The organism is Streptomyces sp. NPDC054956 (genome assembly GCF_053609185.1).
In genome coordinates this window covers 1-25,440 of record NZ_JBSGXB010000082.1, presented here as the reverse complement: position 1 = coordinate 25,440, position 25,440 = coordinate 1, and the positions used below count along the sequence as shown (strand labels likewise).

22 protein-coding genes and 1 pseudogene are annotated in these 25,440 nt (G+C 72.7%); 12 read left to right on the top strand and 11 right to left on the bottom strand.

Annotated features, from left to right (window positions below; translation table 11 throughout):
- Both ACWGDE_RS15960 and ACWGDE_RS15955 read left to right on the top strand, forming a co-directional pair.
- A pseudogene (locus ACWGDE_RS15960) lies at positions 1–240 on the top strand (DEAD/DEAH box helicase); the annotation flags it as partial.
- A complete protein-coding gene (locus tag ACWGDE_RS15955) occupies positions 237–1,442 on the top strand; it encodes an SWIM zinc finger family protein (RefSeq protein ID WP_453389587.1) in 1,206 nt (401 codons plus the stop codon). The pseudogene ACWGDE_RS15960 and the gene ACWGDE_RS15955, both read left to right, overlap by 4 nt.
- Here ACWGDE_RS15955 and ACWGDE_RS15950 read toward each other — a convergent pair.
- Positions 1,423–1,968 carry a hypothetical protein gene (locus tag ACWGDE_RS15950; RefSeq protein ID WP_453389586.1) on the bottom strand — a complete coding sequence of 182 codons (546 nt, stop codon included), beginning with the start codon at positions 1,966–1,968 and terminating at the stop codon, positions 1,423–1,425. The genes ACWGDE_RS15955 and ACWGDE_RS15950 overlap by 20 nt on opposite strands.
- Before the next feature lie 196 nt (positions 1,969–2,164).
- On the opposite strand from ACWGDE_RS15950, the gene ACWGDE_RS15945 reads away from it, so the two are divergent.
- Positions 2,165–2,806, top strand: coding sequence for a chaplin (locus ACWGDE_RS15945; RefSeq protein WP_453389585.1), 642 nt, complete (start codon positions 2,165–2,167; stop codon positions 2,804–2,806).
- Here the strand turns inward: ACWGDE_RS15945 and ACWGDE_RS15940 are convergent.
- Positions 2,799–3,539 carry a DUF2293 domain-containing protein gene (locus tag ACWGDE_RS15940; RefSeq protein WP_453389584.1) on the bottom strand — a complete coding sequence of 247 codons (741 nt, stop codon included), beginning with the start codon at positions 3,537–3,539 and terminating at the stop codon, positions 2,799–2,801. The two genes, ACWGDE_RS15945 and ACWGDE_RS15940, sit on opposite strands and share 8 nt — an antisense overlap.
- A 141-nt stretch (positions 3,540–3,680) precedes the next feature.
- Here ACWGDE_RS15940 and ACWGDE_RS15935 point away from each other — a divergent pair, with 141 nt between their 5' ends.
- Entirely contained in the window at positions 3,681–4,070 is a 390-nt protein-coding gene (locus ACWGDE_RS15935) for a cupin domain-containing protein (RefSeq protein WP_453389583.1), read from the top strand.
- A gap of 49 nt (positions 4,071–4,119) precedes the next feature.
- Here the strand turns inward: ACWGDE_RS15935 and ACWGDE_RS15930 are convergent, their stop codons facing one another.
- Positions 4,120–5,565: a WGR domain-containing protein gene (locus ACWGDE_RS15930; RefSeq protein WP_453389582.1), complete on the bottom strand. Its 1,446-nt coding sequence runs from the start codon at positions 5,563–5,565 to the stop codon at positions 4,120–4,122.
- A 92-nt stretch (positions 5,566–5,657) separates the two neighbouring features.
- Between ACWGDE_RS15930 and ACWGDE_RS15925 the strand changes: the two genes are divergently transcribed.
- Positions 5,658–6,368 carry a uridine kinase gene (locus ACWGDE_RS15925; RefSeq protein ID WP_453389581.1) on the top strand — a complete coding sequence of 237 codons (711 nt, stop codon included), beginning with the start codon at positions 5,658–5,660 and terminating at the stop codon, positions 6,366–6,368.
- Between the two features lie 236 nt (positions 6,369–6,604).
- Entirely contained in the window at positions 6,605–7,240 is a 636-nt protein-coding gene (locus tag ACWGDE_RS15920) for a hypothetical protein (protein ID WP_453389580.1), read from the top strand.
- A 48-nt stretch (positions 7,241–7,288) separates the two neighbouring features.
- Here the strand turns inward: ACWGDE_RS15920 and ACWGDE_RS15915 are convergent, their stop codons facing one another.
- On the bottom strand, positions 7,289–8,236 hold the full coding sequence (locus ACWGDE_RS15915; protein WP_453389579.1) for a carbohydrate kinase family protein: 948 nt from the start codon (positions 8,234–8,236) through the stop codon (positions 7,289–7,291).
- Positions 8,233–9,177: a pseudouridine-5'-phosphate glycosidase gene (locus ACWGDE_RS15910; RefSeq protein ID WP_453389578.1), complete on the bottom strand. Its 945-nt coding sequence runs from the start codon at positions 9,175–9,177 to the stop codon at positions 8,233–8,235. The genes ACWGDE_RS15915 and ACWGDE_RS15910 overlap by 4 nt, the downstream gene beginning before the upstream one ends.
- Positions 9,178–9,389: 212 nt before the next feature.
- Between ACWGDE_RS15910 and ACWGDE_RS15905 the strand changes: the two genes are divergently transcribed.
- Entirely contained in the window at positions 9,390–9,773 is a 384-nt protein-coding gene (locus ACWGDE_RS15905; RefSeq protein ID WP_453389577.1) for a cupin domain-containing protein, read from the top strand.
- Here ACWGDE_RS15905 and ACWGDE_RS15900 read toward each other — a convergent pair.
- The 3 genes from ACWGDE_RS15900 to ACWGDE_RS15890 all read right to left on the bottom strand — a co-directional run bounded on the left by ACWGDE_RS15900 (position 9,767) and on the right by ACWGDE_RS15890 (position 12,903).
- The gene (locus ACWGDE_RS15900; protein ID WP_453389576.1) at positions 9,767–11,101 is read right to left on the bottom strand and encodes an MFS transporter; all 1,335 of its coding nucleotides are present in this window, start codon (positions 11,099–11,101) and stop codon (positions 9,767–9,769) included. The genes ACWGDE_RS15905 and ACWGDE_RS15900 overlap by 7 nt on opposite strands.
- Before the next feature lie 304 nt (positions 11,102–11,405).
- Entirely contained in the window at positions 11,406–11,966 is a 561-nt protein-coding gene (locus ACWGDE_RS15895; RefSeq protein WP_453389575.1) for a methylated-DNA--[protein]-cysteine S-methyltransferase, read from the bottom strand.
- A 52-nt stretch (positions 11,967–12,018) separates the two neighbouring features.
- On the bottom strand, positions 12,019–12,903 hold the full coding sequence (locus ACWGDE_RS15890; protein ID WP_453389574.1) for a glycerophosphodiester phosphodiesterase: 885 nt from the start codon (positions 12,901–12,903) through the stop codon (positions 12,019–12,021).
- A 243-nt stretch (positions 12,904–13,146) separates the two neighbouring features.
- On the opposite strand from ACWGDE_RS15890, the gene uvrB reads away from it, so the two are divergent.
- From uvrB to ACWGDE_RS15870, 4 genes are all read left to right on the top strand, one after another.
- Positions 13,147–15,297, top strand: coding sequence for an excinuclease ABC subunit UvrB (gene uvrB, locus ACWGDE_RS15885; RefSeq protein WP_453389573.1), 2,151 nt, complete (start codon positions 13,147–13,149; stop codon positions 15,295–15,297).
- A gap of 88 nt (positions 15,298–15,385) precedes the next feature.
- Complete coding sequence (locus tag ACWGDE_RS15880; RefSeq protein ID WP_008741089.1) at positions 15,386–15,964, top strand: TerD family protein; 579 nt, start codon at positions 15,386–15,388, stop codon at positions 15,962–15,964.
- Between the two features lie 77 nt (positions 15,965–16,041).
- Positions 16,042–17,997 (top strand): TerD family protein, encoded by a 1,956-nt coding sequence (locus ACWGDE_RS15875; protein ID WP_453389572.1) that lies wholly within the window; start codon positions 16,042–16,044, stop codon positions 17,995–17,997.
- Positions 17,998–18,264: 267 nt separating this feature from the next.
- A complete protein-coding gene (locus tag ACWGDE_RS15870; RefSeq protein ID WP_453389571.1) occupies positions 18,265–19,251 on the top strand; it encodes a TerC/Alx family metal homeostasis membrane protein in 987 nt (328 codons plus the stop codon).
- 22 nt (positions 19,252–19,273) lie between these two features.
- On the opposite strand, the gene ACWGDE_RS15865 is transcribed toward ACWGDE_RS15870, so the two are convergent.
- The 3 genes from ACWGDE_RS15865 to ACWGDE_RS15855 all read right to left on the bottom strand — a co-directional run bounded on the left by ACWGDE_RS15865 (position 19,274) and on the right by ACWGDE_RS15855 (position 22,146).
- The gene (locus ACWGDE_RS15865; RefSeq protein WP_453389588.1) at positions 19,274–20,584 is read right to left on the bottom strand and encodes an MFS transporter; all 1,311 of its coding nucleotides are present in this window, start codon (positions 20,582–20,584) and stop codon (positions 19,274–19,276) included.
- Between the two features lie 203 nt (positions 20,585–20,787).
- A complete protein-coding gene (locus tag ACWGDE_RS15860) occupies positions 20,788–21,444 on the bottom strand; it encodes an MBL fold metallo-hydrolase (RefSeq protein ID WP_453389570.1) in 657 nt (218 codons plus the stop codon).
- Positions 21,445–21,453: 9 nt separating this feature from the next.
- Positions 21,454–22,146 carry a maleylpyruvate isomerase family mycothiol-dependent enzyme gene (locus ACWGDE_RS15855; RefSeq protein ID WP_453389569.1) on the bottom strand — a complete coding sequence of 231 codons (693 nt, stop codon included), beginning with the start codon at positions 22,144–22,146 and terminating at the stop codon, positions 21,454–21,456.
- Positions 22,147–22,333: 187 nt separating this feature from the next.
- Here ACWGDE_RS15855 and uvrA point away from each other — a divergent pair, with 187 nt between their 5' ends.
- The gene (gene uvrA / locus ACWGDE_RS15850; RefSeq protein WP_453389568.1) at positions 22,334–25,318 is read left to right on the top strand and encodes an excinuclease ABC subunit UvrA; all 2,985 of its coding nucleotides are present in this window, start codon (positions 22,334–22,336) and stop codon (positions 25,316–25,318) included.
- The last annotated feature ends 122 nt before the right edge of the window (positions 25,319–25,440 follow it).

Below are 25,440 nucleotides of genomic sequence, written 5' to 3'. Positions count from 1 at the left end.
CGCTGGTGGAACCCGGCCGTCGAGGAACAGGCCACCGACCGCGCCTACCGCATCGGCCAGACCCAGCCCGTCCAGGTCCACCGCATCATCGCGGAGGGCACCGTCGAGGACCGGATCGCCGAGATGCTGGAGGCGAAGCGGGCCCTGGCCGATGCCGTGCTCGGCTCCGGCGAGGCGGCCCTGACGGAGCTGACCGACCGAGAGCTGGCCGACCTCGTCTCCCTGCGCAGGCCCGCATGATCACCGCGCGGGACGACCGCCGCCGCACCTTCGAGACCGTGCCCCCCGGGGTGGAGGCCGTCAGCTGGTGGGGCCGCGCCTGGGTGTCGGCGCTCGAATCGGTGGCCGGCGACGGAGCCCGCCTGGTCCGCGGGCGGACGTACGCGGCCGAGGGCCACGTCGACGCCGTCACCGTCACGCCGGGCCGGATCGTGGCCTACGTACGGGGCAGCCGGCCGCGCCCGTACCGCACCGAACTGTCCCTGCCCGCCTTCACGGACGCCGAGTGGCGCGAGCTCCTGGAGACCGTCGCGGCCGATCCGACGGCGCTCGCCGCCCTGCTGGAGCGGGAGGTGCCGGAGTCGCTCGCGCAGACGGTCCTGCCCGGCGCGGGCGAGCTCGGGGCGCAGTGCTCCTGCCCGGACGTCGGCCGCCCGCCCTGCAAGCACGCGGCCGCCCTCTGCTACCGCGCGGCCCGCCTCCTGGACGGCGACCCCTTCGTCCTGCTGCTCCTGCGCGGGCGCGGCGAAAGGGAGCTGCTGGAGGAGCTCACCCGCCGCAACGCCGCCCACGCGGCGCGCGAACAGCCCGATGCGGCACCGGACTTCCCCGGCGTGCCGGCCCGGGCGGCGCTCGGCCGGGCCGTCCTGCCGCTGCTGCCCGCCCCGCTCGCGGCGCCCGCCGCCGTCGGGGTGCCGCCCGCCTACCCGTCCGACCCGGCCGCCCCGGACCCGCTCGCCCTGGACCAGCTCGCCGGGGACGCGGCCGCCCGCGCCCTGGCCCTGCTGACCACCGGCGAGGACCCGATGGCCGGGCTGACCCGCTGGCAGGACGCCGTCCGGCTGGCCTCGGCGCACCACACGGCCGGGCTCACCGGCGCGGCCCGCGCCCTCTACCGGGACCTGGCCTTCGCCACGGGCCGCAGCAAGACCGACCTGGCCCGGGGCGCGGCCGCCTGGCGGCAGGGAGGCCTGCCCGCCCTGCTCGCCCTGGAGGAGCCGTGGGACCCGCCGGCCGGCCCCTTCGACCGGGCCCGGCCGGCTCTGCTCGCCGCGTCGCAGGGTTCGTTCCGTCCCGAGCGCAACCGCCTCACGGGCTCCAGCCGCCAGCTCCGCCTCGGACGGGACGGCCTCTGGTACGCCTACGAGAACCGCCTGGGCGACGACGACTGGTGGCCCAAGGGCCGCCCTGCCACGGACCCGGTCACCGCTCTTCTGGGGTGAGCCCGGCGGCCCAGCGGCGCAGGGTGGTGAAGTCGCTCTCGCGCAGGCCCCTTCGGGGGTGGATGCGCAGGAGCAGGGCCGGGGCCGGGTGGTGGGCGGCCACCCAGGCGCGGTCGCGGGGCGTGATCATGTCGTCGACCCAGGCGAAGGGGCGGCCGGCCGCCCACTCGATGAGGTGGCGGGTCTTCCAGGAGATGCCGTCGGGGTCGCGGGCGAAGAGTTCCGGCCATTCGATGACTGGAAGATCAGCGGGTAGTCCTATGTGCGGGGCGATCATCGTGTTCGCCTCGTGCATCCAGGTGGTGGCCCAGGTCAGTTCGTAGGGCAGGTCCAGCAGGCGGGCGCCGTGCGCCGGGTGCAGGCGCACCCGCAGCCCGCGCCGGGCGCGGCGGGAACCCGGTTCGCGGTAGGACATCCAGACCGTGGGCCACATCCGGTGGCCGGAGTATCCGCGGAGACCCGCGAGGGCGGACCGGAAGGGGTTGAGGGGGCCGTCCACGTCGAGGAGCAGCAGCGGGCGAGTCATGAAGTAGGGATTACCCAGTACACGATGGAGTGAAATGCCTACCGGCTCTATAACCCGAACGGGTTTACCGCGTTGTTTCCGGTACGGGTGCAACGCCCGTGGACTCCTCCGGAAGGCAGGAAAACTGATGCGTCACAGTCGTCGGAATGGCTTGATCGCGGCGGTGGTTGCGGGGGGTGGACTGGCGGTCGCGGGAGTGAGCGGCCTCGCTCACGCCGACGCGGACGCCGGCGGGCGGGCCGAGCGTTCGCCGGGGCTGCTGTCGGGGAACCTGGTGCAGCTGCCGGTGCACACGCCGGTCAACGTGTGCGGGAACACCGTGAGCGTGGTCGGCGTGCTCAACTCGGCGGCGGGCAACCGGTGCGCCAACGAGGCGCCGGGCGACGGCGGGCCCGGACGGCCCGGTCCGCGTCCCTCCCATCCGTCTTCCCCACAGCAGTCCCAGTCCTCGCACCCCTCGAAACCCGGCGCCGGAAACGGTGCGGGGAACGGAGGGGGAGCGGTGGCACAGGGGCGCGGAAAGGATTCTCCCGGGCTGCTGTCCGGCAACGGGCTCCAGCTCCCGGTCGAGGTTCCCGTGAACATCAGCGGCAACTCGGTGAGCGTCGTCGGCGTGGGCAACCCCTCCTCAGGCAACACCTCCGTCAACGGCACCACCCCCGGCACCGAGCCCGCCCAGCCGCCCGTCACCGTGCGGCCCGTCACCCCGCCGGCCCCGCCGCGGGGTCCCGTGGCGCTCGCCCACACCGGGGCCGGTGAAGTCGGCTACCTGCTGTCCGGCGGCGGAGCCCTGCTGCTCGGCGGCGTGCTGCTCTACCGCCGCTTCCGGCTCAACTAGCGGCCCGGGAAGTCCCGGAGGCCCGGGACGGCTGGGCCGACTGGGCGGGCGGGGAGGGACGGGACGGCCGCGAAGCCGCCGCGTCCGCCGCCCGCCAGCCGTCCAGGATCGCGTCGATGCGCGGCCGCAGCCGGGCCCGGGCGGCGAAGCGGGGGACGCCCGACATCAGCAGGGCGTCGTACTCGGTGTCCAGGTGGCGCACGGCCGCCCGTACCGCCGCCGACACGGCGGACTCGTCGAGGACCCGGCCGGCCGCGCTGCGCCCCACCCGGCCGCTGCCGCGCACCGAGGCGTGCGCGGCGATGGCCTGCGCCCGGTCGGCCGGGCACCCGGGGAACAGCCGCAGGATCTCCGCGGCGAAGGCCGCCGTGAACCGGGTGTCCTCGGCCGCGCGGCGCAGCCGGTCACGCTCCCGGCGCCGGGCCCGTGCCTCGGCGTCCGCGAGACAGGCGCGCTCCGCGCGGGCCAGGGCCGCGTCCTCGACGAAGAGGCCCTGGCGCTCGTAGCGGCGGCGGCGCTTGTGGAAGCGGACGACGACGGCGGAGAGCGAACTGGCCTCGTGGGCGCGACGGGTGAGGGCGGTGTCCCCGCGCGGCAGGTACACGAGGTGTCCGAGGTCGGCGCAGTCCAGGCAGCGGGGCACGCCGGCCTCGCGGACGAGATGCCGTAGCGGTCCCCGCCTGCATTCCGCGCAGTGGATCTGCTTCATCGACTCGAAAACGACCAGGCTCATGCCGATGTGATACCGCCGTCCGGGCCGTATATCACCTTGTAGGCATGGCTGGTTGCGCTTTCACATAGCCTTCCCCGATGTCGTGATGTCCTCCTACCGTGAAACGAGTGGGCCGGGTCGGGTCCATGGAGGAGGAAAGACATGGCTGGAAGGCAGGCAACGGCACGGCGCCCGCAGGCGACGGGCCGGCGCCCCAAGGAACAGCTCGCCTCCGATCTCCTGGCGAGAGAGATCACCATGGAGCCGGGCGGCTGCACCGGCTGGCACTACCACCGCGTCCCGCTGATCGCGGTGGTCAAGTCCGGCACGCTGACCCGGATCCTCCACGACGGCACGGTCATGGTGCACCACGTGGGAGACGGCTTCGTCGAGCCGGCCGGTATCCACCACGTCCACCTCGGTCGCAACCTCGGCAAGGCCCCCGTCGTGCTCCACGTGACCGTCGCCCTCGCCGAGGGCGACGATTTCGCGCTGCCCGCCGAGGCGCCGCCCGGAGCCGCGCCGTGCGCGTGTCCCGCCCGCACCCGGTGAACCGGCCCGCCGCGCGCGGCACGGCGGCAGCGGCCGGCCGCGAACCGGGTCAGACCAGCCGGCGTATCTCCCCGCGCACGCGGTAGAAGCCTCCGGACGCCGCGTGCAGCCCGTCCACCACGTACCGGGCGCCGGCCTCCCGGATCCCGCGCGGGAACTGCACGTTCCAGGAGGGCTCGAAGCCTCCGGACACCACCTGGACGCGCACCCGGCCGCCCTGCTGGACGCACTCCACGACCACGCCGCCCGCGGGCACCGAGGCCACCGACACCGTCGCCACCGCGGCCGGGGAAGCCGCCGGGGTGAACACGGGCAGGGCGGCCGCCGACTTCACATCCACCGCCGTCGGCACCGACCCCTCGCGGGCCGCGGCGATCGCCGCCTCGCTCGCGTCCACGCACACCAGCGATCCGTCGGTGGTCACCAGGTACAGCCGCTCGTCCAGGTACTGCATGGACAGCGCGGCCCCGCTGCCGGTGCCCAGCTTCCACAGCCGCCGCCCGTCGGCGTCGAAGCAGTACACCGACGAGGCGAGGTCGCCGGCGAAGACGTGCCGGCCGTCCGGTGAGGTCGCGCACGAGTACACGGCCGCGTCGCACTGGTAGGAGGCCTCCACCGCGCCCGTCGCCTTCGACAGCCGCTGTACGGCGTTGCGGCCGGTCCCCGCGAACACGGCGTCGTCCTCCTGCCAGCCGAACAGCACCGAGCCGTTGGTCGGCGTGTGCCACAACTGCCGCCCGCCGTCCGGCGCGTAGGCCGTCACGCCCTTGTTGTGGCCGTGGTAGACGGCCCGCTCGTCCGCCCGCACCATCCAGGCGTGGGCGCCGTCCGAGCGCCGGGACCACTGGAACTCGTCCTCGTGGTCGATCACCGTCAGCCCGCCGTTGGCGTCCGACACGTTCAGCACGCCCTCGTGGATGTCGAGCCAGAAGATGTCCACGTCGGCCGCGATGTCGTACGCCCCGAACGGCACCTTCGACGACAGGTCGTACACCGTGCCGTCGTCGCAGCCCGCGTATATCCAGAACTCGTCCGCCACCAGGCACTTCACCCCGTCCGGCAGCGAGTAGCGGGCCAGTACCTCGCCGCCGTGACTCAGGGTGTAGACGTCGCCGGCCTGGTTGCCGACCCAGCAGCGGTCCTCGTCCACGTGGATGCCGAAGGCGGAGGATCCCGTGCGGAACCGCCACAGCACCGGGGCGACCGCGCGCGCCGTCGAGGGAGTGGCCGTCACCTGGCGGCGCGTCACCGACCGGGCCGCGCGTACGCCCCGTACCGCCGGGGCGTAGCCCTTGCGGACCTTCTCCCCGACCTTCTTGGCGGCCGCCGCCCGTGCCTTCTCCACGGTCGGGAACGAGGAGTTCTGCAGCTGGCCGTCCGCGCCGATGCGCCCGTACCGCACCGAGACGGAGGTGCCGTCGACGGTCACCTCGTAGAACTTGTGGGCACCGCCGTCCTCCTGCGACAGCTCCAGATACGTCGTCTCCCGCGCCATGACAGACCCCTCCCCAAGGCCGGGCCGCCGGCCCCCTGTGCGCCGGTGATCCCTCTTCAAAAACGTTAGGGGCCACCACTGACAATGGGCTCGTGCAGCTGGAAGCGATCACATGGCAGCGGATGGCCGAGCGGCTCGCCGGTCACCTCGACGAGGGCGGGCGTAACGGCGAGGGCGCGGGCGCGGGCGGAGACGGTGCGGGCGGAGACGGCGGGGGAGGTGCGAGCGCGGGCGTCTGGCAGCGGGTGGGCATCGACGGCGCGCCCGCCGCCCGCACCGGCGTCCTCGCGGGCGAGCTCGCCGACGCCCTGCGCCCGCGCGGCCGTCCGGTCCTGGTGGTGGCGGCCGAGGGCTTCCTGCGCCCGGCCTCCCTGCGGTTCGAGTTCGGGCGCGAGGACGTGGACTCCTACCTCGGGGGCTGGTACGACACGGCCGCGCTCTGGCGCGAGGTCTTCGGCCCGACCGACCCCGGCGGCAGCGGCCGGGTCCTGCCGGACCTCTGGGACCCGGCGACCGACCGGGCGACCCGCAGCCCCTACGCCGAACTCCCGCCCGGCGGGGTGCTGATCGTGCACGGCCCGCTGCTCCTGGGTCACTGGTTCCCCTTCGACCTCAGTGTCCACGTCAGCCTCTCCCCGGGGGCGCTCGCCCGCCGGACCGAGGAATCCGCCCGCTGGACCCTGCCCGCCTTCGCGCGCTACGAGGCCGAGACCGGGCCGGCGGCCCTGGCCGACGTACTGGTCCGGGCCGACGACCCGCGCCACCCGGCCTGGACGGGCCTGCGGGGAGCGCGCGACGAGTGAAGCGGACCACGCCCTGCGCCTGCGGAGCACCGCACGGCACCTCGGAGCACCTCGGAGCACCTCGGAGTGTCGCGCGCCGCCCGCGCCCCGTCACGGAGGTCCCCGAACCGCAACAAGGGCATCCCGGCACGGTGACGAACGGTTCCAGCCATCGCCCCGGCCGATACCCGGCGCTACGTTGACGGCACGCTTCGACGGCGGCCACCCCGGTGGCGCCTTGGCAGAGGGAGACGGCAATGCGCGGACACGGCGAACGAGTTCGGGACCGGAGACGGACGCGCGGGCAGGCCGCGCTCACCGTGCTCGCCCTGTGCGCAACCCTGGCCCTCACCGGCTGCGGCGGTGACGACGAGGACGCCGGGGCGGGAGCCGCCGGTCCGAGCGCCTCCGCCACCCCTTCGGTCACGGCCACGCCCACCGCCACCCCTTCGGCCACGCCGGCGGCCTCGAAGTCCGCGTCGAAGCCCGCTCCGAGCGCCACCGCGACGGGCAAGGCCAAGACGCCGGCGCCCGGTTCCGGCTGCGACCACAAGATGCCGATCTCGCCCGACGAGGTGGCCGTCTACCGCTACACCCCCGAAGGCGGGGCGCACAGCCTGATCGTCAAGCACGGCAACTGGGGCTGCGCGGCGCCCGGTATGGACGCCGCCCCCTTCGACGTGGTGGGCAAGGAGACCTTCCTCAACATTGCCGAGGACGCCAAGATCACGGCCGTCACCCCGGTCGTCGACAGCCCGCTGAGCCAGCCGATCACGCTCCAGCAGCTCATCGACTGGCTGGCCGCCCACCCCGACCAGGGCCGGGTCTTCCGCTACCACCTGAACGGCGCGGGCGTGATCGACTGGATGGACCAGGAGTACACGTCGTCGTAGCACCCACCGGCGCGGCCGACGGTCTCCCGTCCCGAGGGGGTGTCCCGACTACGGCCGCCCGCCCAGCCGGGTCACCGCCCGCGCCGCCGCCCGGCAACCGGCCCCGGCGGCCCACGCCGAGCCCGCGCCCGCCAGCCGGGCCGCGAGGAAGCCGCCGGTGAAGGCGTCCCCGGCGCCCGTGGAGTCCACCGCCTCGGCGGTCTCGGCCGCCACCTCCGCCGTCACCCGGCCGTCCTCGGCGATCAGCGCGCCCGCCGCGCCCCGGGTGACCACCACCAGCGGCACCCGCCGGCTCAGCTCCGCCGCCGCCCGGGCGACCGCGGCCGCCCCGGACTCCTTCGTCGGACCCGCCAGCAGCAGGGCCTCGTCCTCGTTGGGCAGGAGTACGCCGGCCCCCGCCACGGCGGCCAGGAAGCGCTCCGGACCCAGCGCGGCCAGGAACCCCGCCGAAGCCGGATCCACGCTCACCGGCACCCCGCGCGCACGGGCGGCCCGCAGTGCCACCAGGGCCAGTTCCCGACTGGTGTCGGCGAAGAACAGATAACCGGACAGGTGGAGATGGGCGGCCCCGTCCAGCAGCTCGGGCTCCCAGTCGGCGGGGGACAGGCGCAGCGAGGCCCCGCTGTCGGTCAGGAAGGTGCGCTCCGCGTCCTTGCCGACCAGCGCGACCACGGTCCCGGTCGGCTCGGCCGGATCGATGACCAGCCGCGGGCGCACCCCCGCGTCGAGCAGCGCCCGCTCGTGCCACCGGGCCGATTCGGAGCCGACCCGCGCGAGGAGGCGTACCTCCGCGGTGCCCGTACGGGCCGCCCAGCAGGCCGCGTTGGCCCCGGCGCCGCCCGGCAGGGTCCGGATGCGGGCCGGGGTGTCGGTGGCCGGAGCCAGGGGCTCCGTATGTATCGCCACGACGTCCGTCACCACGTCCCCGACGACCAGCAGCGCCCCGGGCACCGGCCCGGGCACGCCGTCCGAGCCGGGCACGGGTGCGGCCGTCACGGCCGGGCCGCCCAGGCCCGCGCGATCCGGGCCCCGAGGCGCACGTTGCCCCGTACCGCCGCGAGATTGGCCTCCAGGGAGGCCCCGTCCGTCGCGCGCACCAAGAACCCCAGCAGGAACGGTGTCACCGCCTGCCCCGTGATTCCCCGCTCCCGGCACTCCGACAGCGCCTCGGCCAGGACCCGGTCGTGCAGCTCCGGATCCAACTGCTCCGCCTCCGGCACCGGATTGGCGACCAGCAGGGCCGACTCCGGGCCGCCGAGGGCGTCCTGGGCGGCCATCACCGACGCGACCTGCTCCGGGCTCTCCACGGTCCATTCCACCGGCTCGCCGGAATCGGCCAGGTAGAACCCGGGGAAACGATCCGTCCCGTACCCCAGCACGCCCACGCCCAGGGTCTCCAGCCGCTGCAGGGTCGCCGGTACGTCCAGGATCGACTTCACCCCCGCGCACACGACCGTGATCCGCGTCCGCGCCAGCAGCGCGAGGTCCGCGGACTCGTCCTGCGACCGGGTCCACTCCCGGTGTACGCCGCCCAGCCCGCCCGTGGCGAAGACCCGCAGCCCCGCCCGCGCGGCCAGGAAGGCCGTCGCGGAGACCGTCGTCGCGCCCGTGGCGCCCGTGGCCAGGGCGGGCGCCAGATCCCGGTGGCCCAGTTTGCGCACGCCCTCGACGGTGGCGATCCGCTCCAGCCGGGCCTTGTCGAGCCCGGCGTGGGCCACTCCGTCGATGACCGCGATCGTCGCCGGGACGGCTCCCTCGGACCGGACCAGCTCCTCCAGTTCCCTGCCCACCTCCAGATTGCGCGGGCGGGGCAGGCCGTGCGAGAGGATCGTCGACTCCAGCGCCACGACGGGCTGCCGGCGGGCGAGCGCCTCGCGCACCTCCTCCGACAGGACCGGGACCGGGAACGAGAGCTCAGATGCTGTGTGCTGTGACATGTCCCCATCCCTGGCACGGGATCGGGGGCTCCAAACGCCGGATCGCGGCACGGTGCGAACCCGTCCGGATCTTGTTCCCGCACGGCATCCGGATCCCGCGCGGTTCCGGCGCCGCGGGTGGCAGACCGCTCGACAGGGTGACGGGTGGGGCGGGCGCGCGCTGGACGCAGTGGTCACCGCGAGGGGCCGGGTGCCCGGATTAGGCTCGGGCCATGAGCACCAGTGATCACAGCGACACCCCCGCCCCCGCCTCCTTCGCCGTCTCGGTCGTGGACCTCCCCGACTCCGAGCTGGAGGCCGAGGAGCTCGACCCGGCGCAGATCCTCTCCGGCGAGCCCGTCGTGACGGGCAAGGTGCTGTGGGAGGCGGCGGACGGTTCCCAGGTGCGCGGGATCTGGCAGATCACCCCGGGCGTCGTCACCGACACCGAGGCCGACGAGCTGTTCGTGGTGGTCAGCGGCCGCGCCACCATCGAGGTCGAGGGCGGCGCGACGCTGGAGGTCGGGCCCGGTTCCGCGTGTGTGCTGCGGGAGGGCGACAAGACCGTCTGGACCGTCCACGAGACGCTCCGCAAGGCCTACCACATCAGTTACTGACCCTCGGGCGGCCCCGCCTGCGCGGCGGCATTGGACGGGGCCTTCGACGGGGTCCGCACGGGGTGGCGGCGCGAGGTGAAGAGCGCGAGCGCCGCCATCGGCAGCAGCAGCGCGGCGCCGACCGCGTTGAGCCAGCCGTAGCCCGCCTGGGACATGATCAGGCCGGCGGCCGCACCGCCCACGCCGGCGGCCGTGTTCATCGTGAGGTCGCTCAGGCCCTGTACGGCGGCACGCGCGGGCTGCGGCACCGAGTCGGTCAGCAGCGCGGAGCCGGACACCATGCCGGCGGACCAGCCGAGGCCGAGCAGGAAGAGGCCGGCCATGCTCTGGGCGTGGCTGCCGCCGGCCGTGCCCGCGAGGAGCGCGGCGGTCGACAGCAGACCGGCGGCAAGGCCGATGCCCGCGAGCCGGCCGAGCCGGTCGGCGAGCCAGCCCATGGCCGGCGAGAAGGCGAACATGCCGGCGATGTGCACGCTGATGACCAGGCCGATGAGCTGGAGATCGGCGCCGTGGTGGCCCAGGTCCATCGGGGTCATCACCATGATCGAGACCATGGCGGTGTGCGACACCGCGATGGTGACCAGGGCGAGCCGGGCCCTGGGCGAGGCCTTGACGGCCGCGAACCCGGCGCGCAGCGAGCGCCCGGCGCGGGTCTGCTCCTCGGCCGGGGCGAGCGCCCTGGCGGTCAGCAGCGGGTCCGGGCGCAGGAATACGGCGATCAGCCCGGCGGTGAGCAGGAAGACGGCGCCGGCCCATACGAAGGGGCCCGCCGTCTGGGGTATGGAGGTGCCGGCGAAGCTGCGGCTGGCCGGGGCGGAGAGGTTGGGACCGAGGACCGCGCCGATGGTGGAGGCCCAGACCACGACGGAGATCGCCCGGGCGCGGTGGTCGGGCTCGGCGAGGTCGGCGGCGGCGAAGCGGGCCTGGAGGTTCGCGGAGGAGGCGGCGCCGAAGGCGGCCATGCCGAGCATCAGGAGCGGGAAGCTCTTCACCGAGGCGGCGAGGACCACGAGGGCCGCGCCGGCCGCGCCGATCACGTAGGCGAGGACCAGACCGGGCCGGCGGCCGCGCGCGGTCATCAGCGCGGCGAGCGGGAGCGAGACCAGGGCGGTGCCGATCACCGCGGCGGTGGAGGCGAATCCGGACAGCGACTCCGTGCCGCTGACCTCGGTGGCCAGGACCGGGGCCAGGGCGATGCTGATCGGGACGCCGATACCGCCCAGGATCTGGCCGGCGATCAGCACGCCCGAGGTCCGGCGGCGCAGGCGGGGCAGGTCCGCGGGGGTGACCGGCGGGGTGGGGAGGCCGGTACTGCGTAGGGCGGTCACGCGGTACACCGGTGGTGGGGGCCGGGAGGTATCGCGGCTGCGGGTGCGGTGGCAGGAGTGGTCACTGCCGCAGTTTCCCACCCCGCACCGCGTGGGGGAACCGGGATTCGGCCCCGTGCGGGGTGCCTGCGGCGCGGGGGCGGTGGGTGGGCGGTGCGTGCCCTGCGGGGGCTGGTCCCCTCCCCGCCCTTCGCCCGTTCCCCGGGGCTCCGCCCCGGACCCCGCGCCTCGAACGCCGGCGGGGCCGGACGGTCGCCTCGAACGCCGGAGGATCGCCGGCGGGGCCGGATTCGGGTGTGAGGGGTCAGAACAGGGGCTGGGGGAGGACGCCCTCCAGGGCCAGGAGGGTGCGTTTGGTTTCCACGCCGCCGCCGAAGCCGCCGATGCCGCCGTCGTTCTCCACGACCCGGTGGCAGGCCACCACCAGCGGCAGCGGATTCGACCCCATGGCCCTGCCCACGGCCTGGGCGGCGCCCGGCTGGCCGACCCGGGCCGCCAGCTCGCCGTACCCCACGACCGCCCCGTACGGCACGGAGCGGTCGAGCTCCAGCAGCACCTGCCGGTTGAAGCCGGAGCTGAGCCGCCAGTCCAGCGGCAGTTCGAAGCGCCGCAGGGTCCCGGCGAAGTATGCGGTCAGCTGGCGTATCGGCTCGGCCAGCAGGACCTCCTCGCCCGGTGCCGGATGCAGGGCGTCGGCGCCGAGCCGGGAGATCAGCGAGCCGATCATCCCGTCGACCCGGTCCGGCTCGGCATGGAACTCGATCCGGACGAGGCCCTCCGGGGTCGCGGCCAGGAGCAGTGGCCCGATGTCGCTGGGGACGACGGTCCATTCGAGGTGCGGCCCGCGGGGCTCGAGATTGTCCACCCCTTCACCGTACGGCCCGCCACCGACAGGCCGGGCCGGTTGCGGGGACCGGTCAGTAGCCGCCCACCGCCTCCCGTACGACATCGGGCTTGTCGGTGATGATCCCGTCCACGCCCATGTCCTGGACCTTCCGGGCGGTGGCCGCGTCGTCGACGATCCAGGTGTCCACTTCCATGGCCTTGCCGTGGGGGCCGACCAGCCCGTGCACCGCCGCCACCCAGTCGCCGGAGATGGTGGTGTGCCAGGGGTTGATCCGGTCGGTGAACTGCGCGTACCGCGCCAGGTCGGCGACGGCCGGGGTGCCGAGGTAGGCCGTCACCAGGTCCGGGCGCAGCTGGTGCACGGTGCGGACGCAGTCGGCGCTGAAGCTCTGGACCACCAGGCGGCGGTTCACGTGGTTCGCCTCGAGCCAGCCGGTCTCGTCGAGGACGCGAAGGGTCTGCTCCTCGATCCCGGGGTAGAGCCAGGGGTTCTTGATCTCCAGGAGCAGCCGCTGCTGGTTGCGCTGGACCCGGTCCATGTACTCACGCAGGGTCGGCACCCGGGCGCCCGCGAACTCCTGGCCGAACCAGCTGCCCGCGTCCAGCCGGGCGATCTCGGCGGCCGTGAAGTCCTTGACACGCCAGGGCTTGCGGTCGGGGAACACCTGCTCGACGTCGGTCGTACGGGCCAGGGTCTCGTCGTGGATCACCACGAGCTCGCCGTCCTTGGTGCGCTGGACGTCGTTCTCCACCCAGTCGAAGCCCAGCCGCATGGCCAGGTCGACGGCTTCGAGGGTGTTCTCCGGGGCGTACGCGGAAGCCCCCCGGTGGGCGTACACGATCGGGTTGGAGAGCCAGTCCGGGCCGGGGAGGGCCGAGGCGGCGGCCGACCCGAACACGGTGAGTGCGAGTCCCAGGAAGGTGGCCGTGGCCGCGGTGGCGGATCGGACGTACATGCGCGTTCTCCTCGGGTCGTGAGCCCTGCTCCGGCCGTCAAACGGGCGCGGGGCGGCATTCGTTGCGGCGATGCACTTTCGGCGATGCGTTCTCGACGCCCTTTCAGGGGAGAGCCGGGTACGGCGATCATGGGGTTGAAGATCGCGGGGCCGCCACCGAACTACGACAAACGGACCAGAACCGCACGGGCCGGCCGGACCGGGGAAGCACCGGCTGTCAGTGCGGGGTCGTACGGTTGACCCATGCGGCCCGTATCGAAGATCGAACGCACGGTGGCGCCTTTCGAGGTCGTCAGCTCCTACCAGCCCAGCGGCGACCAGCCGGCGGCCATCGCCGAGCTGGAGAAGCGCATCCGCGCAGGTGAGAAGGATGTCGTGCTGCTCGGCGCGACCGGCACCGGCAAGTCGGCGACCACCGCCTGGATGATCGAGAAGCTCCAGCGGCCCACGCTGGTGATGGCACCCAACAAGACGCTCGCGGCCCAGCTGGCGAACGAGTTCCGCGAGCTCCTGCCGAACAACGCCGTCGAGTACTTCGTCTCGTACTACGACTACTACCAGCCCGAGGCGTACGTACCGCAGTCGGACACCTACATCGAGAAGGACTCCTCGATCAACGAGGAGGTGGAGCGGCTGCGCCACTCCGCGACCAATTCCCTCCTCACCCGGCGCGACGTCATCGTCGTCGCCTCCGTGTCCTGCATCTACGGCCTCGGCACCCCGCAGGAGTACGTCGACCGGATGGTCCCCCTCAAGGTCGGCGAGGAGATGGACCGGGACCAGCTGCTGCGCCGTTTCGTCGACATCCAGTACACGCGCAACGACGTGGCCTTCACCCGGGGCACGTTCCGCGTGCGCGGCGACACCATCGAGATCTTCCCGGTCTACGAGGAACTGGCCGTCCGCATCGAGATGTTCGGCGACGAGATCGAGGCGCTGTCCACCCTGCACCCGCTGACCGGCGAGGTGATCAGCGAGGACCGCGAGCTGTACGTCTTCCCGGCCAGCCACTACGTCGCCGGCCCCGAGCGCATGGAGAAGGCGATCGCCGGCATCGAGGCCGAGCTCGCCGAGCGCCTCGCGGAGCTGGAGAAGCAGGGCAAGATGCTGGAGGCCCAGCGGCTGCGCATGCGCACCACCTACGACCTGGAGATGATGCGCCAGATCGGGTCCTGCTCCGGCATCGAGAACTACTCGCTGCACATGGACGACCGCGAGCGCGGCTCCGCGCCCAACACGCTCATCGACTACTTCCCCGAGGACTTCCTCCTCGTCATCGACGAATCGCACGTCACGGTGCCGCAGATCGGCGCGATGTACGAGGGCGACGCCTCCCGCAAGCGGACCCTGGTCGACCACGGGTTCCGGCTGCCGTCCGCGCTCGACAACCGGCCGCTGAAGTGGGAGGAGTTCCAGGAGCGGATCGGCCAGACGGTCTACCTCTCGGCCACCCCCGGGAAGTACGAGCTCTCGCGCGGCGACGGCTTCGTCGAGCAGATCATCCGCCCCACCGGCCTCATCGACCCGGAGGTCGTGGTCAAGCCCACCGAGGGCCAGATCGACGACCTGGTGCACGAGATCCGCCAGCGGGTCGAGAAGGACGAGCGGGTCCTGGTCACCACCCTCACCAAGAAGATGGCCGAGGACCTCACCGACTACTTCCTGGAGCTCGGCATCCAGGTCCGCTACCTGCACAGCGACGTGGACACCCTGCGCCGCATCGAGCTGCTGCGCGAACTGCGGGCCGGCGAGTACGACGTCCTGGTCGGCATCAACCTGCTGCGCGAGGGCCTCGACCTGCCCGAGGTCTCCCTCGTGGCGATCCTCGACGCGGACAAGCAGGGCTTCCTGCGCTCGGGGACCTCGCTGATCCAGACCATCGGCCGCGCGGCGCGCAACGTCTCCGGCCAGGTCCACATGTACGCGGACAGCATCACCCCGGCGATGGCCCAGGCGATCGACGAGACCAACCGCCGCCGGGAGAAGCAGGTCGCCTACAACACGGCCAACGGCATCGACCCGCAGCCGCTGCGCAAGAAGATCAACGACATCGTCGCCACCATCGCCCGCGAGGAACTCGACACCGAGGAGCTCCTCGGCACCGGCTACCGGCAGACGAAGGACGGCAAGGCCCTCAAGGCGCCGGTGCCCGCACTGGGCGGCAAGGCGTCCGCGGCCAAGTCGGGCGGCAAGGCCGGGGCCAAGGGGGCCAAGGGCGGCGAGGTGCTGACCGACCGTCCCGCCGCCGAACTGGCCGCGCTGATCGAGCAGATGACCGAGCGGATGCGCGGGGCCGCGGCGGAGCTCCAGTTCGAGGTCGCGGCCCGGATCCGGGACGAGGTGGGCGAACTGAAGAAGGAGCTGCGACAGATGAAGGAAGCGGGCCTCGCCTGACCCGGGGGCGGTCAGTAGGGTTGGGACACAGCCGCAGGTACACGCTGCGCACCCCCATCGGGGGAGGGCTATGGAGAGGGGACAGCGCGTGACGGTCAACATGACCAAGGGTCAGGCCATCAGTCTGCAGAAGGCGGACGGGGGCACGCTGACCGCGGTCCGGATGGGCCTCGGCTGGCAGGCGGCCAAGCGCCGGGGGCTGTTCGGCTCGCGGACCCGGGAGATCGACCTCGACGCCTCGGCGGTACTCTTCGCCGACAAGCAGCCCGTCGACGTCGTGTTCTTCCGGCACCTGCAGAGCGACGACGGCTCGGTCCGGCACACCGGCGACAACCTCGTCGGCGGCGTCGGCCAGGGCGGGGACGACGAGTCGATCCTCGTCGACCTGCAGCGCGTTCCAGTGCACATCGACCAGATCGTCTTCACGGTGAACTCCTTCACCGGCCAGACGTTCCAGGAGGTGCAGAACGCGTTCTGCCGCATCGTCGACGAGACCAACGGCCAGGAGCTGGCCCGCTACACCCTCGACGGCGGCGGCCAGTACACGGCGCAGATCATGGCGAAGGTGTCGCGCGTCGGCGGCGGCTGGCAGATGACGGCCCTCGGCAACCCGGCCAACGGCCGTACGTTCCAGGACCTGATGCCGGCGATCCTGCCGCACCTGTAGACGGACCGGGCACCACGAAGCAGAGCGCGACCGACGACGGCACGGCAGAAGAACGGGTACGGGGGAGGGGCTGCACGATGACGGCCGAACTGGTCCGGGGGCAGAACCACCCCCTGTCCCGGAGCCGGGTGGAGATCAGGGTCTCGGCGGGCACACCCGTGCTCGCCCTGGCCCAGGTCGGCGACGACGAGGGCCGGCTCGCCGGCCCCGAGGCGCTGGCCCATCCCGGTGCCCCCGCCCTGCCGGGTCTGGAAGTGCCCGGGGCCGTCTCGGGGCGGCACAGCATGGTGGTCGACCTCGACGCGGTCGGACCGGCCGTGCACCGGGTCGGCCTCGTGCTGGTCCTGCCGCCCGGCGGTCCGGCCCGCTTCGGCGCGGTCCCGGCCTCCTACGTGTCCGTGGCCGACCCGGAGGGCGCCGAGCTCGCCGGGTACACGCTGACGGGCCTGGAGTCCGAGACCGCCGTCGTGGCCCTGGAGCTGTACCGGCGCCAGGGAGCCTGGAAGGTCCGTGCCGTCGGCCAGGGATACGCCGGCGGACTCGGCGCGCTCCTGGCCGACGCGGGCCTGCCCGCCCCGGCGGCCGCCGAGCTGGCCGCCGCCGCCATGGGCGTGACGGCGACCGGGGACGTCACCCTGGCGGCCGTGCCCGGCGGACCGGCCCCGACCGTGCCGCGCGGCCTGCGGGCCCCGGCGGCCGAACCCGCCCCGCAGAACGCCCCGGCCGCCGCCACGCCGCCGGAGCAGATCCCGGTCTCCGGAACCCCGTACGCCGCCGCCCCCGCCGCGGACACCGCCGGCGGCCCGCCCACCATCAGCTACTCCCACCCGCGCCGGCGCACCAGCACCGAACCGCCCGAGCCCGCCCCGCGCCCCGCCGCGCCGCCCCCGCCCGGCGAGCAGCCGCGCCCCGTCGCCGGGGACGCGAGCGGCTGGTCCATGGAGGAGCGGCTCTACAACCAGGTCTGGGGCATGTTCGAGGACCTGGCCCGCTCCGTCGCCGCCTACCGCGGCGCCGTCGAGTTCGCCGACTCCCGGATGGACCGCGAGCTCGACGAGGCGCTGTCCGACCCCCGCCACCGCCTCGGCGGCTCCGGCAACGCCGCCCGCGACACCGCCCGGGCCCGCCGCGACGAGCTGGTCGCGCAGGCGCAGGCCGTCCTCGACCGCGACCTCGTCCAGCTCACCGCCGAGTCCGAGGTGGTCGAGCCCGCGCTGCCGGCCTCGTACGCCCGCTGGGACAACCCCGTCTGGCACGCGCACGCCGTGCCCGCCGAGAGCCCGCTGGCGCTGCGCCTGGGCGATCTGCACCTGCCCGAGCGGCCCGGTCTGCGCATCCCCATGCTGGTCCGGGTGCCGCTCGAGCGCGGCCTGTGGATCGACAACGGCCGCACCGGCTCCGAGGCCGCAATGGCCATGGACACCGACCGGCTGCGCCGGGCCGCGATGGACATGGCCGTCGCGCACGCCGCGCGGCTGCTCGCCGCCCATCCCGCCGACCGGTTCTCCGTCCACGTCATCGACGCGGCCGGCGCCGGAGCCGCCTCGCTGGCTCCGCTGGTGCGCGCCGGGGTGCTGGCCGGTCCGCCGGCCGCCGGGGCCGCCGGGGTCACCGAGACCCTGGAGCGGCTGACCCGGCGCGTGGACCTCGTACAGATGGCGGTGCGGGCCGGGGCTCCCGAGGACCTGCCGCCGGATGTGGACACCTCGGACCAGCTGCTGGTCGTGCACGACTTCCCGCACGGGTTCGACGACCGTGCCGTCACCCGTTTGCGCTATCTCGCCGACGAGGGTCCGGCGGTCGGCGTGCACCTGCTGATGGTCGCTGACCGTGACGAGGCCTCGGCCTACGGGCCGCTGCTGGATCCGCTGTGGCGTTCACTGATGAGGCTCTCGCCGGTCCCGGACAACCACCTCGCCGATCCGTGGGTCCACCACGCCTGGACCTTCGAGCCGGACCTGCCCCCGCAGGGCAGTCGGGTCCTCGACCAGGCGCTGGAGCGGGTCGCGGCGGCCAGGCGGGCCGCCGGGTAGCGGCCCGCGGCGGCCGGCCGTCCCGTTCCGGATGACCGGCCGCTGACCAGTTCTTGGGTTCCCCTTTACCTTATGCGTCCGAGACCGGTACGCTTATGAGTGCGGAGGGGAGTATTCCTGCTTTCCTGCTACGGCGTGCCCGTCAATACGGACTGCAATCGGTCCCGGGGCGCCGGCCCGTGGCCTCCTGGCCGTCCGGGTGGAAGAGACCTCCGGCAGCGATGACGCTGACAAAGTGCTGAGCCATCTGCCGGAGGCATGTAAATAGTGGACGTTTCGTTGACCCTCTGGGTGCTGACCATCCTCGGTCTGGGCATCCTCATCGGCGCCGATTTCTTCATCGGCCGCAAACCCCACGACGTTTCCATGAAGGAAGCCGGCACCTGGACGATCGTCTGGATCGCCCTCGCCGTGCTCTTCGGTCTCGGCCTGCTGTTCTTCGGGCACGGCCAGGCTTCCCAGGAATTCTTCGCCGGTTTCATCACCGAGAAGTCCCTGAGCGTGGACAACCTGTTCGTCTTCGTCCTGATCATGGCGAAGTTCTCGGTCCCCTCCCACCTCCAGCAGCGCGTGCTGCTGGTGGGCGTGCTGATCGCCCTCGTCCTGCGCGCGATCTTCATCGCCGCCGGCGCCGCGATCATCACCACCTTCTCGTGGGTCTTCTACATCTTCGGCGCGTTCCTCATCTACACCGCGTGGAAGCTGATCCAGGAAGCCCGCAAGGACGAGGAGGAAGAGGAATTCGAGGAGAACCGCCTCCTCAAGTCGATCGAGAAGAAGTTCGGCGTCGCCGACCGCTACCACGGCACGAAGCTCTTCATCCGGAACAACGGCAAGCGCATCCTGACCCCGCTGATGGTCGTCATGCTCGCCATCGGCACCACGGACGTGCTGTTCGCCCTGGACTCGATCCCCGCGATCTTCGGCCTCACCCAGGACCCGTACATCGTCTTCACCGCCAATGCCTTCGCCCTGATGGGTCTGCGCCAGCTGTACTTCCTCATCGGCGGACTGCTCAAGAAGCTGGTCCACCTCAGCTACGGCCTCTCCGTCATCCTCGGCTTCATCGGCGTCAAGCTCGTGCTGCACGCCCTGCACGAGTCCGGCGTGCACGTCCCGCAGATCTCCATCCCGGTCTCGCTGGGCGTCATCTGCGGAGTCCTGGTGATCACCACGATCACCAGCCTGATCGCCTCGAAGAAGCAGGCGGCGGCCGAGGCCGCCGCCGCCGAGCAGGAGAGCATCGGCGCCTAGACGCGCCGGACGGCCCGGTGGGCTACACGGGGGCGGCCGCTTCGGCCGCCCCCGTTTTCGCGTCCCCGGCCTCGCGCTGCCGCACGACCACCGGGTTCGTCTCCGGGAGCAGCGCGAAGCAGACCAGCGAGACCGAGGAGATCGCCGTCAGGTACACCGCGACGGCCCAGGGCGGGCCCGAGCCGTCCGCCAGGGCCGTCGCCGCGATCGGGGTCAGCGCGCCGCCCAGCACCCCGCCGAGGTTGTAGCCGACGGCCGCGCCCGTGCAGCGGATCCGCGGGGCGTACAGCTCGGGGAGGTACGCGCCCACCACCGCGAACATCGTCACCATGCCGAGCAGGGCGCCGAGCAGCCCCAGCGTCATGAGCAGCGGATCGGCCGTGCGCAGCAGCGCCACGAACGGGAACATCCACAGCGCGCAGGCCGCGCAGCCGGCCAGGCACAGCGGGCGCCGGCCGTAGCGGTCGCCGAGCACCGCGACCGCCGGGGTGGCCAGGCCCTTGACCGCGACGGCCGCCATGATGCAGGCGAGCATCACCGTGCGGTGCACCCCGAGGTGCTCGGTGGCATAGGCGAGGGACCAGGTGGTGACCGCGTAGAAGACGGCGTAGCCGACGGCCAGTGCCCCGCCGGTCAGCAGGAGCAGCCGCCAGTGGCCCCGTACGACCTCGGCCAGCGGGGCGTCCGCCCGGCGGCCCGTCTCGGCGAGCGCGCGGAACTGCGGGGTCTCCTCCACCGAGCGGCGCAGCCACAGTCCGGCCAGGGCCAGTACCCCGGCCGCCCAGAACGGCACCCGCCAGCCCCAGGCGGCGAACTGCCCGTCGCTGAGGGTGCCCGACAGGGTCAGCATCAGCCCGTTGGCGAGCAGGAACCCCACCGCCGGGCCCATCTGCGGGAAGCTCGCCCACAGCCCGCGCCGCCCCTCGGGGGCGTGCTCGGCGGTCAGCAGGACCGCGCCTCCCCACTCCCCGCCGAGGCCGAAGCCCTGGAGGAAGCGCAGGACGACCAGCAGGATCGGCGCGGCCACCCCGATGGAGGCGTACGAGGGCACGCAGCCCACCGCCACGGTGGCGAGGCCGGTGAGCAGCAGGGAGCCGAGCAGCACCGGGCGGCGGCCGTAACGGTCGCCGATGTGGCCGAAGACGGCGGAGCCCAGGGGGCGGGCGAGGAAGCCGACGCCGAAGGTGCCGAAGGCGGCCAGGGTGGCGGCGAGCGGCGAGAAGGAGGGGAAGAAGAGCGGGCCGAGCACCAGGGCGGCGGCCGTGCCGTAGACGAAGAAGTCGTAGAACTCGATGGCGGTGCCGGCGAGGGAGGCCGAGGCGAGCCGGAGCATCGAGGGCCGCGGGGCCGCGGGGGCGGGGGCCCCGGAAGGGGGAGCGGGGGGAGCGCCGGGAGCGGGAACGGCCGGGGTGGCCGGGGAGGGGTCCTGTTGCATGGTGCAGCAATTACCCCGCCCCGCACCCTCAGGACGTGCGTTCGGCCATCATCGACCGGAAGGAGTGGAGTCCGGCACGAGGTTGACGGATTCGGTGCCCGCTACCAGCCGCGCTCGCGCCATTCGGCCAGGTGCGGCCGCTCGGCGCCGAGCGTGGTGTCGTTGCCGTGGCCCGGATAGACCCAGGTCTCGTCCGGCAGCTGCTCGAAGAGCTTGTGCTCGACGTCGTCGACGAGCTGGACGAAGGCCTTCGGGTCGCCCCAGGTGTTGCCGACGCCGCCCGGGAAGAGGCAGTCGCCGGTGAACACGTGCGGGTGGCCGTGCGGGTCGTCGTAGATCAGCGCGATCGAGCCGGGGGTGTGGCCGACCAGGTGGCGGGCGGTCAGCTCGACCCGTCCGACGCGCACGGTGTCCCCGTCCGCCACCGGGACGTCGGTCTTCACCGGGATGCCCTCGGCGTCGTGGGCGCCCGCGTAGGTGGTGGCCCCGGTGGCCGCGACCACCTCGGCGAGCGCGCCCCAGTGGTCGCCGTGCCGGTGGGTGGTGACGACGGACGCGATGCCGTCGTCCCCGATCAGGCTCAGCAGCGTGCCCGCCTCGGCGGCCGCGTCGATGAGCAGCTGCTCATCGGTGGCCCGGCAACGCAGCAGGTAGGCGTTGTTGTTCATCGAGCCCACCGCGACCTTGGAAATCATCAGGTCCGCGAGCTCGTGCACGTCGGCCGGACCGCCGACTTTGACCTCTCCGGTGTACGTCATGCCTTGATCCTAGAGCGGGGGGAGCTCCGGGAGACCGTCGCCCGCCAGGACGGCGAGGTGGGCACCGCGCAGACCGCGCCCGGCCAGCCAGCCGAGGAGTTCGGCCTTGGGGCCCTCGAGGACCACGGGGGTGCCCTCCGTGCCGCCGGTGTGCCCGACCTCGCCGAGCGCGGTCCGCAGGGTCACGGGAGGCACGTCCGGACGGCCCGACCAGCGGTCGGCGAGGAAGGCGATCTCCCGGTCGGTGAACTCGTCGGAGAGGTCCGTGAGCTCGTAGCCGATGTTCAGGTCGACGTGGTGCAGCTCGACCTCGATCAGGCGGCGGAAGGGGACGCGGGCGGCGACGTCGGTGACGCCGTTGCGCAGCTCCACGACGCGGGTCCAGTCCTGCGGGCGCTCGGCCACGGCCTCCCAGCGGGCGGCGGAATTCCGGACGTCCTCGAGCTGTTCCAGGAGGGGCCGGCCGAAGTCGCGCTCGATGTCCGCCTCGCGGGTGGCGCCGCTCTCGTACATCGGGCGGCCCTCGAAGACGTTCACCAGGGCGTCGGCGTTGCGGGCGAGGTGGGCCAGGATGTGGCCACGCGTCCAGCCGGGGAGAAGTGACTCTTCGGCCAGGGCGGCGTTGTCCAGCTTCGCGACCGCGGTCAGCAGTCGGTCCGTGGCTTCACGTACAGATCGCAGGTCGTGCACATGATCAATCATGTGGACGAGCCTAGTCCGTCGAGGGTTCTCGCCACACGTTCGGGTGAAGCGGTTGGCGTAGTGCCGGAAATCGAATGCACGTGCTATACGCTCGGGGTTCAGTCTCCAACTCCATCGCAGAGGCGCCCCCCAATACCCTGGGACGGGGGCCCGTGCCCCCGCTCTCTCAAGAAAGGTGCGGACCGGCGTGACCGACCGTCTCATCGTTCGTGGCGCTCGCGAGCACAACCTCAAGAACGTCTCGCTCGACCTGCCCCGCGACTCACTCATCGTCTTCACCGGACTCTCCGGGTCGGGCAAGTCCTCCCTGGCCTTCGACACGATCTTCGCCGAGGGCCAGCGCCGCTACGTCGAGTCGCTCTCCTCGTACGCCCGCCAGTTCCTCGGGCAGATGGACAAGCCCGACGTCGACTTCATCGAGGGCCTCTCCCCGGCCGTCTCCATCGACCAGAAGTCCACCTCGCGCAACCCGCGCTCGACCGTGGGCACCATCACCGAGGTCTACGACTACCTGCGCCTGCTCTTCGCCCGCATCGGCAAGCCCCACTGCCCCGAGTGCCGCCGGCCGATCTCGCGGCAGTCGCCGCAGGCGATCGTCGACAAGGTGCTCGCGCTGCCCGAGGGCAGCCGCTTCCAGGTGCTCTCGCCGCTGGTCCGCGAGCGCAAGGGCGAGTTCGTCGACCTCTTCGCCGACCTCCAGACCAAGGGCTACAGCCGGGCCCGGGTGGACGGGGAGACGATCCAGCTCTCCGAGCCGCCCACGCTGAAGAAGCAGGAGAAGCACACCATCGAGGTGGTCATCGACCGCCTCACCGTCAAGGAGGGCGCCAAGCGCCGGCTGACGGACTCCGTGGAGACGGCCCTCGGGCTGTCCGGCGGCATGGTGATCCTGGACTTCGTCGACCTCGCCGAGGACGACCCCGAGCGTGAGCGGATGTACTCCGAGCACCTCTACTGCCCGTACGACGACCTGTCCTTCGAGGAGCTGGAGCCGCGCTCCTTCTCCTTCAACTCGCCCTTCGGCGCCTGCCCCGAGTGCACCGGCATCGGTACGCGCATGGAGGTGGACCCCGAGCTGATCGTCCCGGACGAGGACAAGTCCCTGGACGAGGGCGCGGTCTCCCCGTGGTCGCTCGGCCACACCAAGGACTACTTCCAGCGGCTGATCGGCGCGCTCGCCGAGGAGCTGGGCTTCCGCACCGACATCGCCTGGGCCGGACTGCCGCTGCGGGCGAAGAAGGCCCTGCTCTACGGCCACAAGACGCAGATCGAGGTCCGCTACCGCAACCGGTACGGGCGCGAGCGGGCCTACACCACGGCCTTCGAGGGCGCCGTGCCGTTCGTCAAGCGGCGCCACTCCGAGTCCGAGAGCGACGCCAGCCGCGAGCGCTTCGAGGGCTACATGCGCGAGGTGCCCTGCCCGACCTGCGAGGGCACCCGGCTCAAGCCGATCGTGCTCGCGGTGACGGTGATGGACCGCTCCATCGCCGAGGTCGCCGCGATGTCGATCAGCGAGTGCGCGGACTTCCTCGGACGCATGAAGCTCGACGCCCGCGACAAGAAGATCGCCGAGCGGGTCCTCAAGGAGGTCAACGAGCGGCTGCGCTTCCTCGTCGACGTCGGCCTGGACTACCTCTCGCTCAACCGGGCCGCCGGCACCCTGTCGGGCGGCGAGGCCCAGCGCATCCGGCTGGCCACGCAGATCGGCTCCGGTCTCGTCGGCGTGCTGTACGTACTGGACGAGCCCTCCATCGGCCTCCACCAGCGCGACAACCACCGCCTGATCGAGACCCTCGTACGGCTGCGCGACATGGGCAACACGCTCATCGTCGTCGAGCACGACGAGGACACCATCAAGGTGGCCGACTGGGTCGTGGACATCGGCCCGGGCGCCGGCGAGCACGGCGGCAAGGTCGTGCACAGCGGTTCGCTGAAGGAGCTCCTGGCGAACGACGAGTCGGTCACCGGGCAGTACCTGTCCGGCAAGCGGTCCATCCCGCTCCCGGACGTACGCCGCCCCGTGGACCCGACGCGCAAGCTGACCGTCCACGGCGCCAAGGAGAACAACCTGCGGGACATCGACGTGTCCTTCCCGCTGGGCGTGCTCACGGCGGTGACGGGCGTATCGGGCTCCGGCAAGTCGACGCTGGTCAACGACATCCTCTACACGCACCTGGCCCGCGAGCTCAACGGCGCGCGGTCGGTGCCGGGGCGGCACACCCGGGTCGACGGCGACGACCTCGTCGACAAGGTCGTGCACGTCGACCAGTCGCCCATCGGCAGGACCCCGAGGTCCAACCCGGCGACGTACACCGGCGTCTTCGACCACGTCCGCAAGCTCTTCGCGGAGACGATGGAGGCGAAGGTGCGCGGCTACCTGCCGGGCCGCTTCTCCTTCAACGTCAAGGGCGGCCGGTGCGAGAACTGCTCCGGCGACGGCACGATCAAGATCGAGATGAACTTCCTGCCGGACGTGTACGTCCCGTGCGAGGTCTGCCACGGCGACCGGTACAACCGGGAGACGCTGGAGGTCCACTACAAGGGCAAGTCCATCGCCGAGGTCCTGAACATGCCGATCGAGGAGGCCGCCGGATTCTTCGAGGCGGTCCCGACGATCTCGCGGCACCTGAAGACCCTGAACGAGGTCGGGCTGGGGTACGTGCGGCTCGGCCAGTCGGCGCCGACGCTGTCGGGCGGTGAGGCGCAGCGCGTGAAGCTGGCGTCGGAGCTGCAGAAGCGGTCGACGGGGCGGACGGTGTACGTCCTGGACGAGCCGACGACGGGTCTGCACTTCGAGGACATCTCGAAGCTGATCAAGGTGCTGTCGGGGCTGGTGGACAAGGGGAACTCGGTGATCGTCATCGAGCACAACCTCGATGTCATCAAGACCGCGGACTGGGTCGTCGACATGGGTCCCGAGGGTGGCTACGGCGGCGGTCTCGTCGTCGCCGAGGGCACTCCCGAGCAGGTCGCGTCGGTGGGCGCGAGCCACACGGGCAAGTTCCTGCGGGACATCCTGGGCGCGGACCGCGTCCTGGAGGCGGTAGCCTCCGAGTCGGCCCGTCCGGTGAAGAAGACGGCCGCGAAGAAGGCCGTCGCCGCGAAGAAGGCGGCCGCCCCGGCGAAGAAGGCCGCCGCGAAGAAGGCGACGCGGGCTCCCCGCACGTCGTAGCCGACCGGGGCGGTGCCGGGCCCTTGCGGGGGCGCGGTCCCGCCCCGTGCGAGCCGTGCGGCGCCGTGGCACGGGGACCAGCCCCCGGACCCCCGCGCCTCAAACGCCGGCAAACTCAGCCC

What these genes read in the sequence shown, in the direction of transcription:
- ACWGDE_RS15955 (WP_453389587.1), top strand. Translation starts at nt 237, where the DNA reads ATGATCACCGCGCGGGACGACCGCCGCCGCACCTTCGAGACCGTGCCC.
- ACWGDE_RS15950 (WP_453389586.1), bottom strand. Translation starts at nt 1,968, where the DNA reads ATGACTCGCCCGCTGCTGCTCCTCGACGTGGACGGCCCCCTCAACCCC.
- ACWGDE_RS15940 (WP_453389584.1), bottom strand. Translation starts at nt 3,539, where the DNA reads ATGAGCCTGGTCGTTTTCGAGTCGATGAAGCAGATCCACTGCGCGGAA.
- ACWGDE_RS15935 (WP_453389583.1), top strand. Translation starts at nt 3,681, where the DNA reads ATGGCTGGAAGGCAGGCAACGGCACGGCGCCCGCAGGCGACGGGCCGG.
- ACWGDE_RS15930 (WP_453389582.1), bottom strand. Translation starts at nt 5,565, where the DNA reads ATGGCGCGGGAGACGACGTATCTGGAGCTGTCGCAGGAGGACGGCGGT.
- ACWGDE_RS15920 (WP_453389580.1), top strand. Translation starts at nt 6,605, where the DNA reads ATGCGCGGACACGGCGAACGAGTTCGGGACCGGAGACGGACGCGCGGG.
- ACWGDE_RS15910 (WP_453389578.1), bottom strand. Translation starts at nt 9,177, where the DNA reads ATGTCACAGCACACAGCATCTGAGCTCTCGTTCCCGGTCCCGGTCCTG.
- ACWGDE_RS15905 (WP_453389577.1), top strand. Translation starts at nt 9,390, where the DNA reads ATGAGCACCAGTGATCACAGCGACACCCCCGCCCCCGCCTCCTTCGCC.
- ACWGDE_RS15890 (WP_453389574.1), bottom strand. Translation starts at nt 12,903, where the DNA reads ATGTACGTCCGATCCGCCACCGCGGCCACGGCCACCTTCCTGGGACTC.
- uvrB (WP_453389573.1), top strand. Translation starts at nt 13,147, where the DNA reads ATGCGGCCCGTATCGAAGATCGAACGCACGGTGGCGCCTTTCGAGGTC.
- ACWGDE_RS15875 (WP_453389572.1), top strand. Translation starts at nt 16,042, where the DNA reads ATGACGGCCGAACTGGTCCGGGGGCAGAACCACCCCCTGTCCCGGAGC.
- ACWGDE_RS15865 (WP_453389588.1), bottom strand. Translation starts at nt 20,584, where the DNA reads ATGCTCCGGCTCGCCTCGGCCTCCCTCGCCGGCACCGCCATCGAGTTC.
- ACWGDE_RS15860 (WP_453389570.1), bottom strand. Translation starts at nt 21,444, where the DNA reads ATGACGTACACCGGAGAGGTCAAAGTCGGCGGTCCGGCCGACGTGCAC.
- ACWGDE_RS15855 (WP_453389569.1), bottom strand. Translation starts at nt 22,146, where the DNA reads ATGATTGATCATGTGCACGACCTGCGATCTGTACGTGAAGCCACGGAC.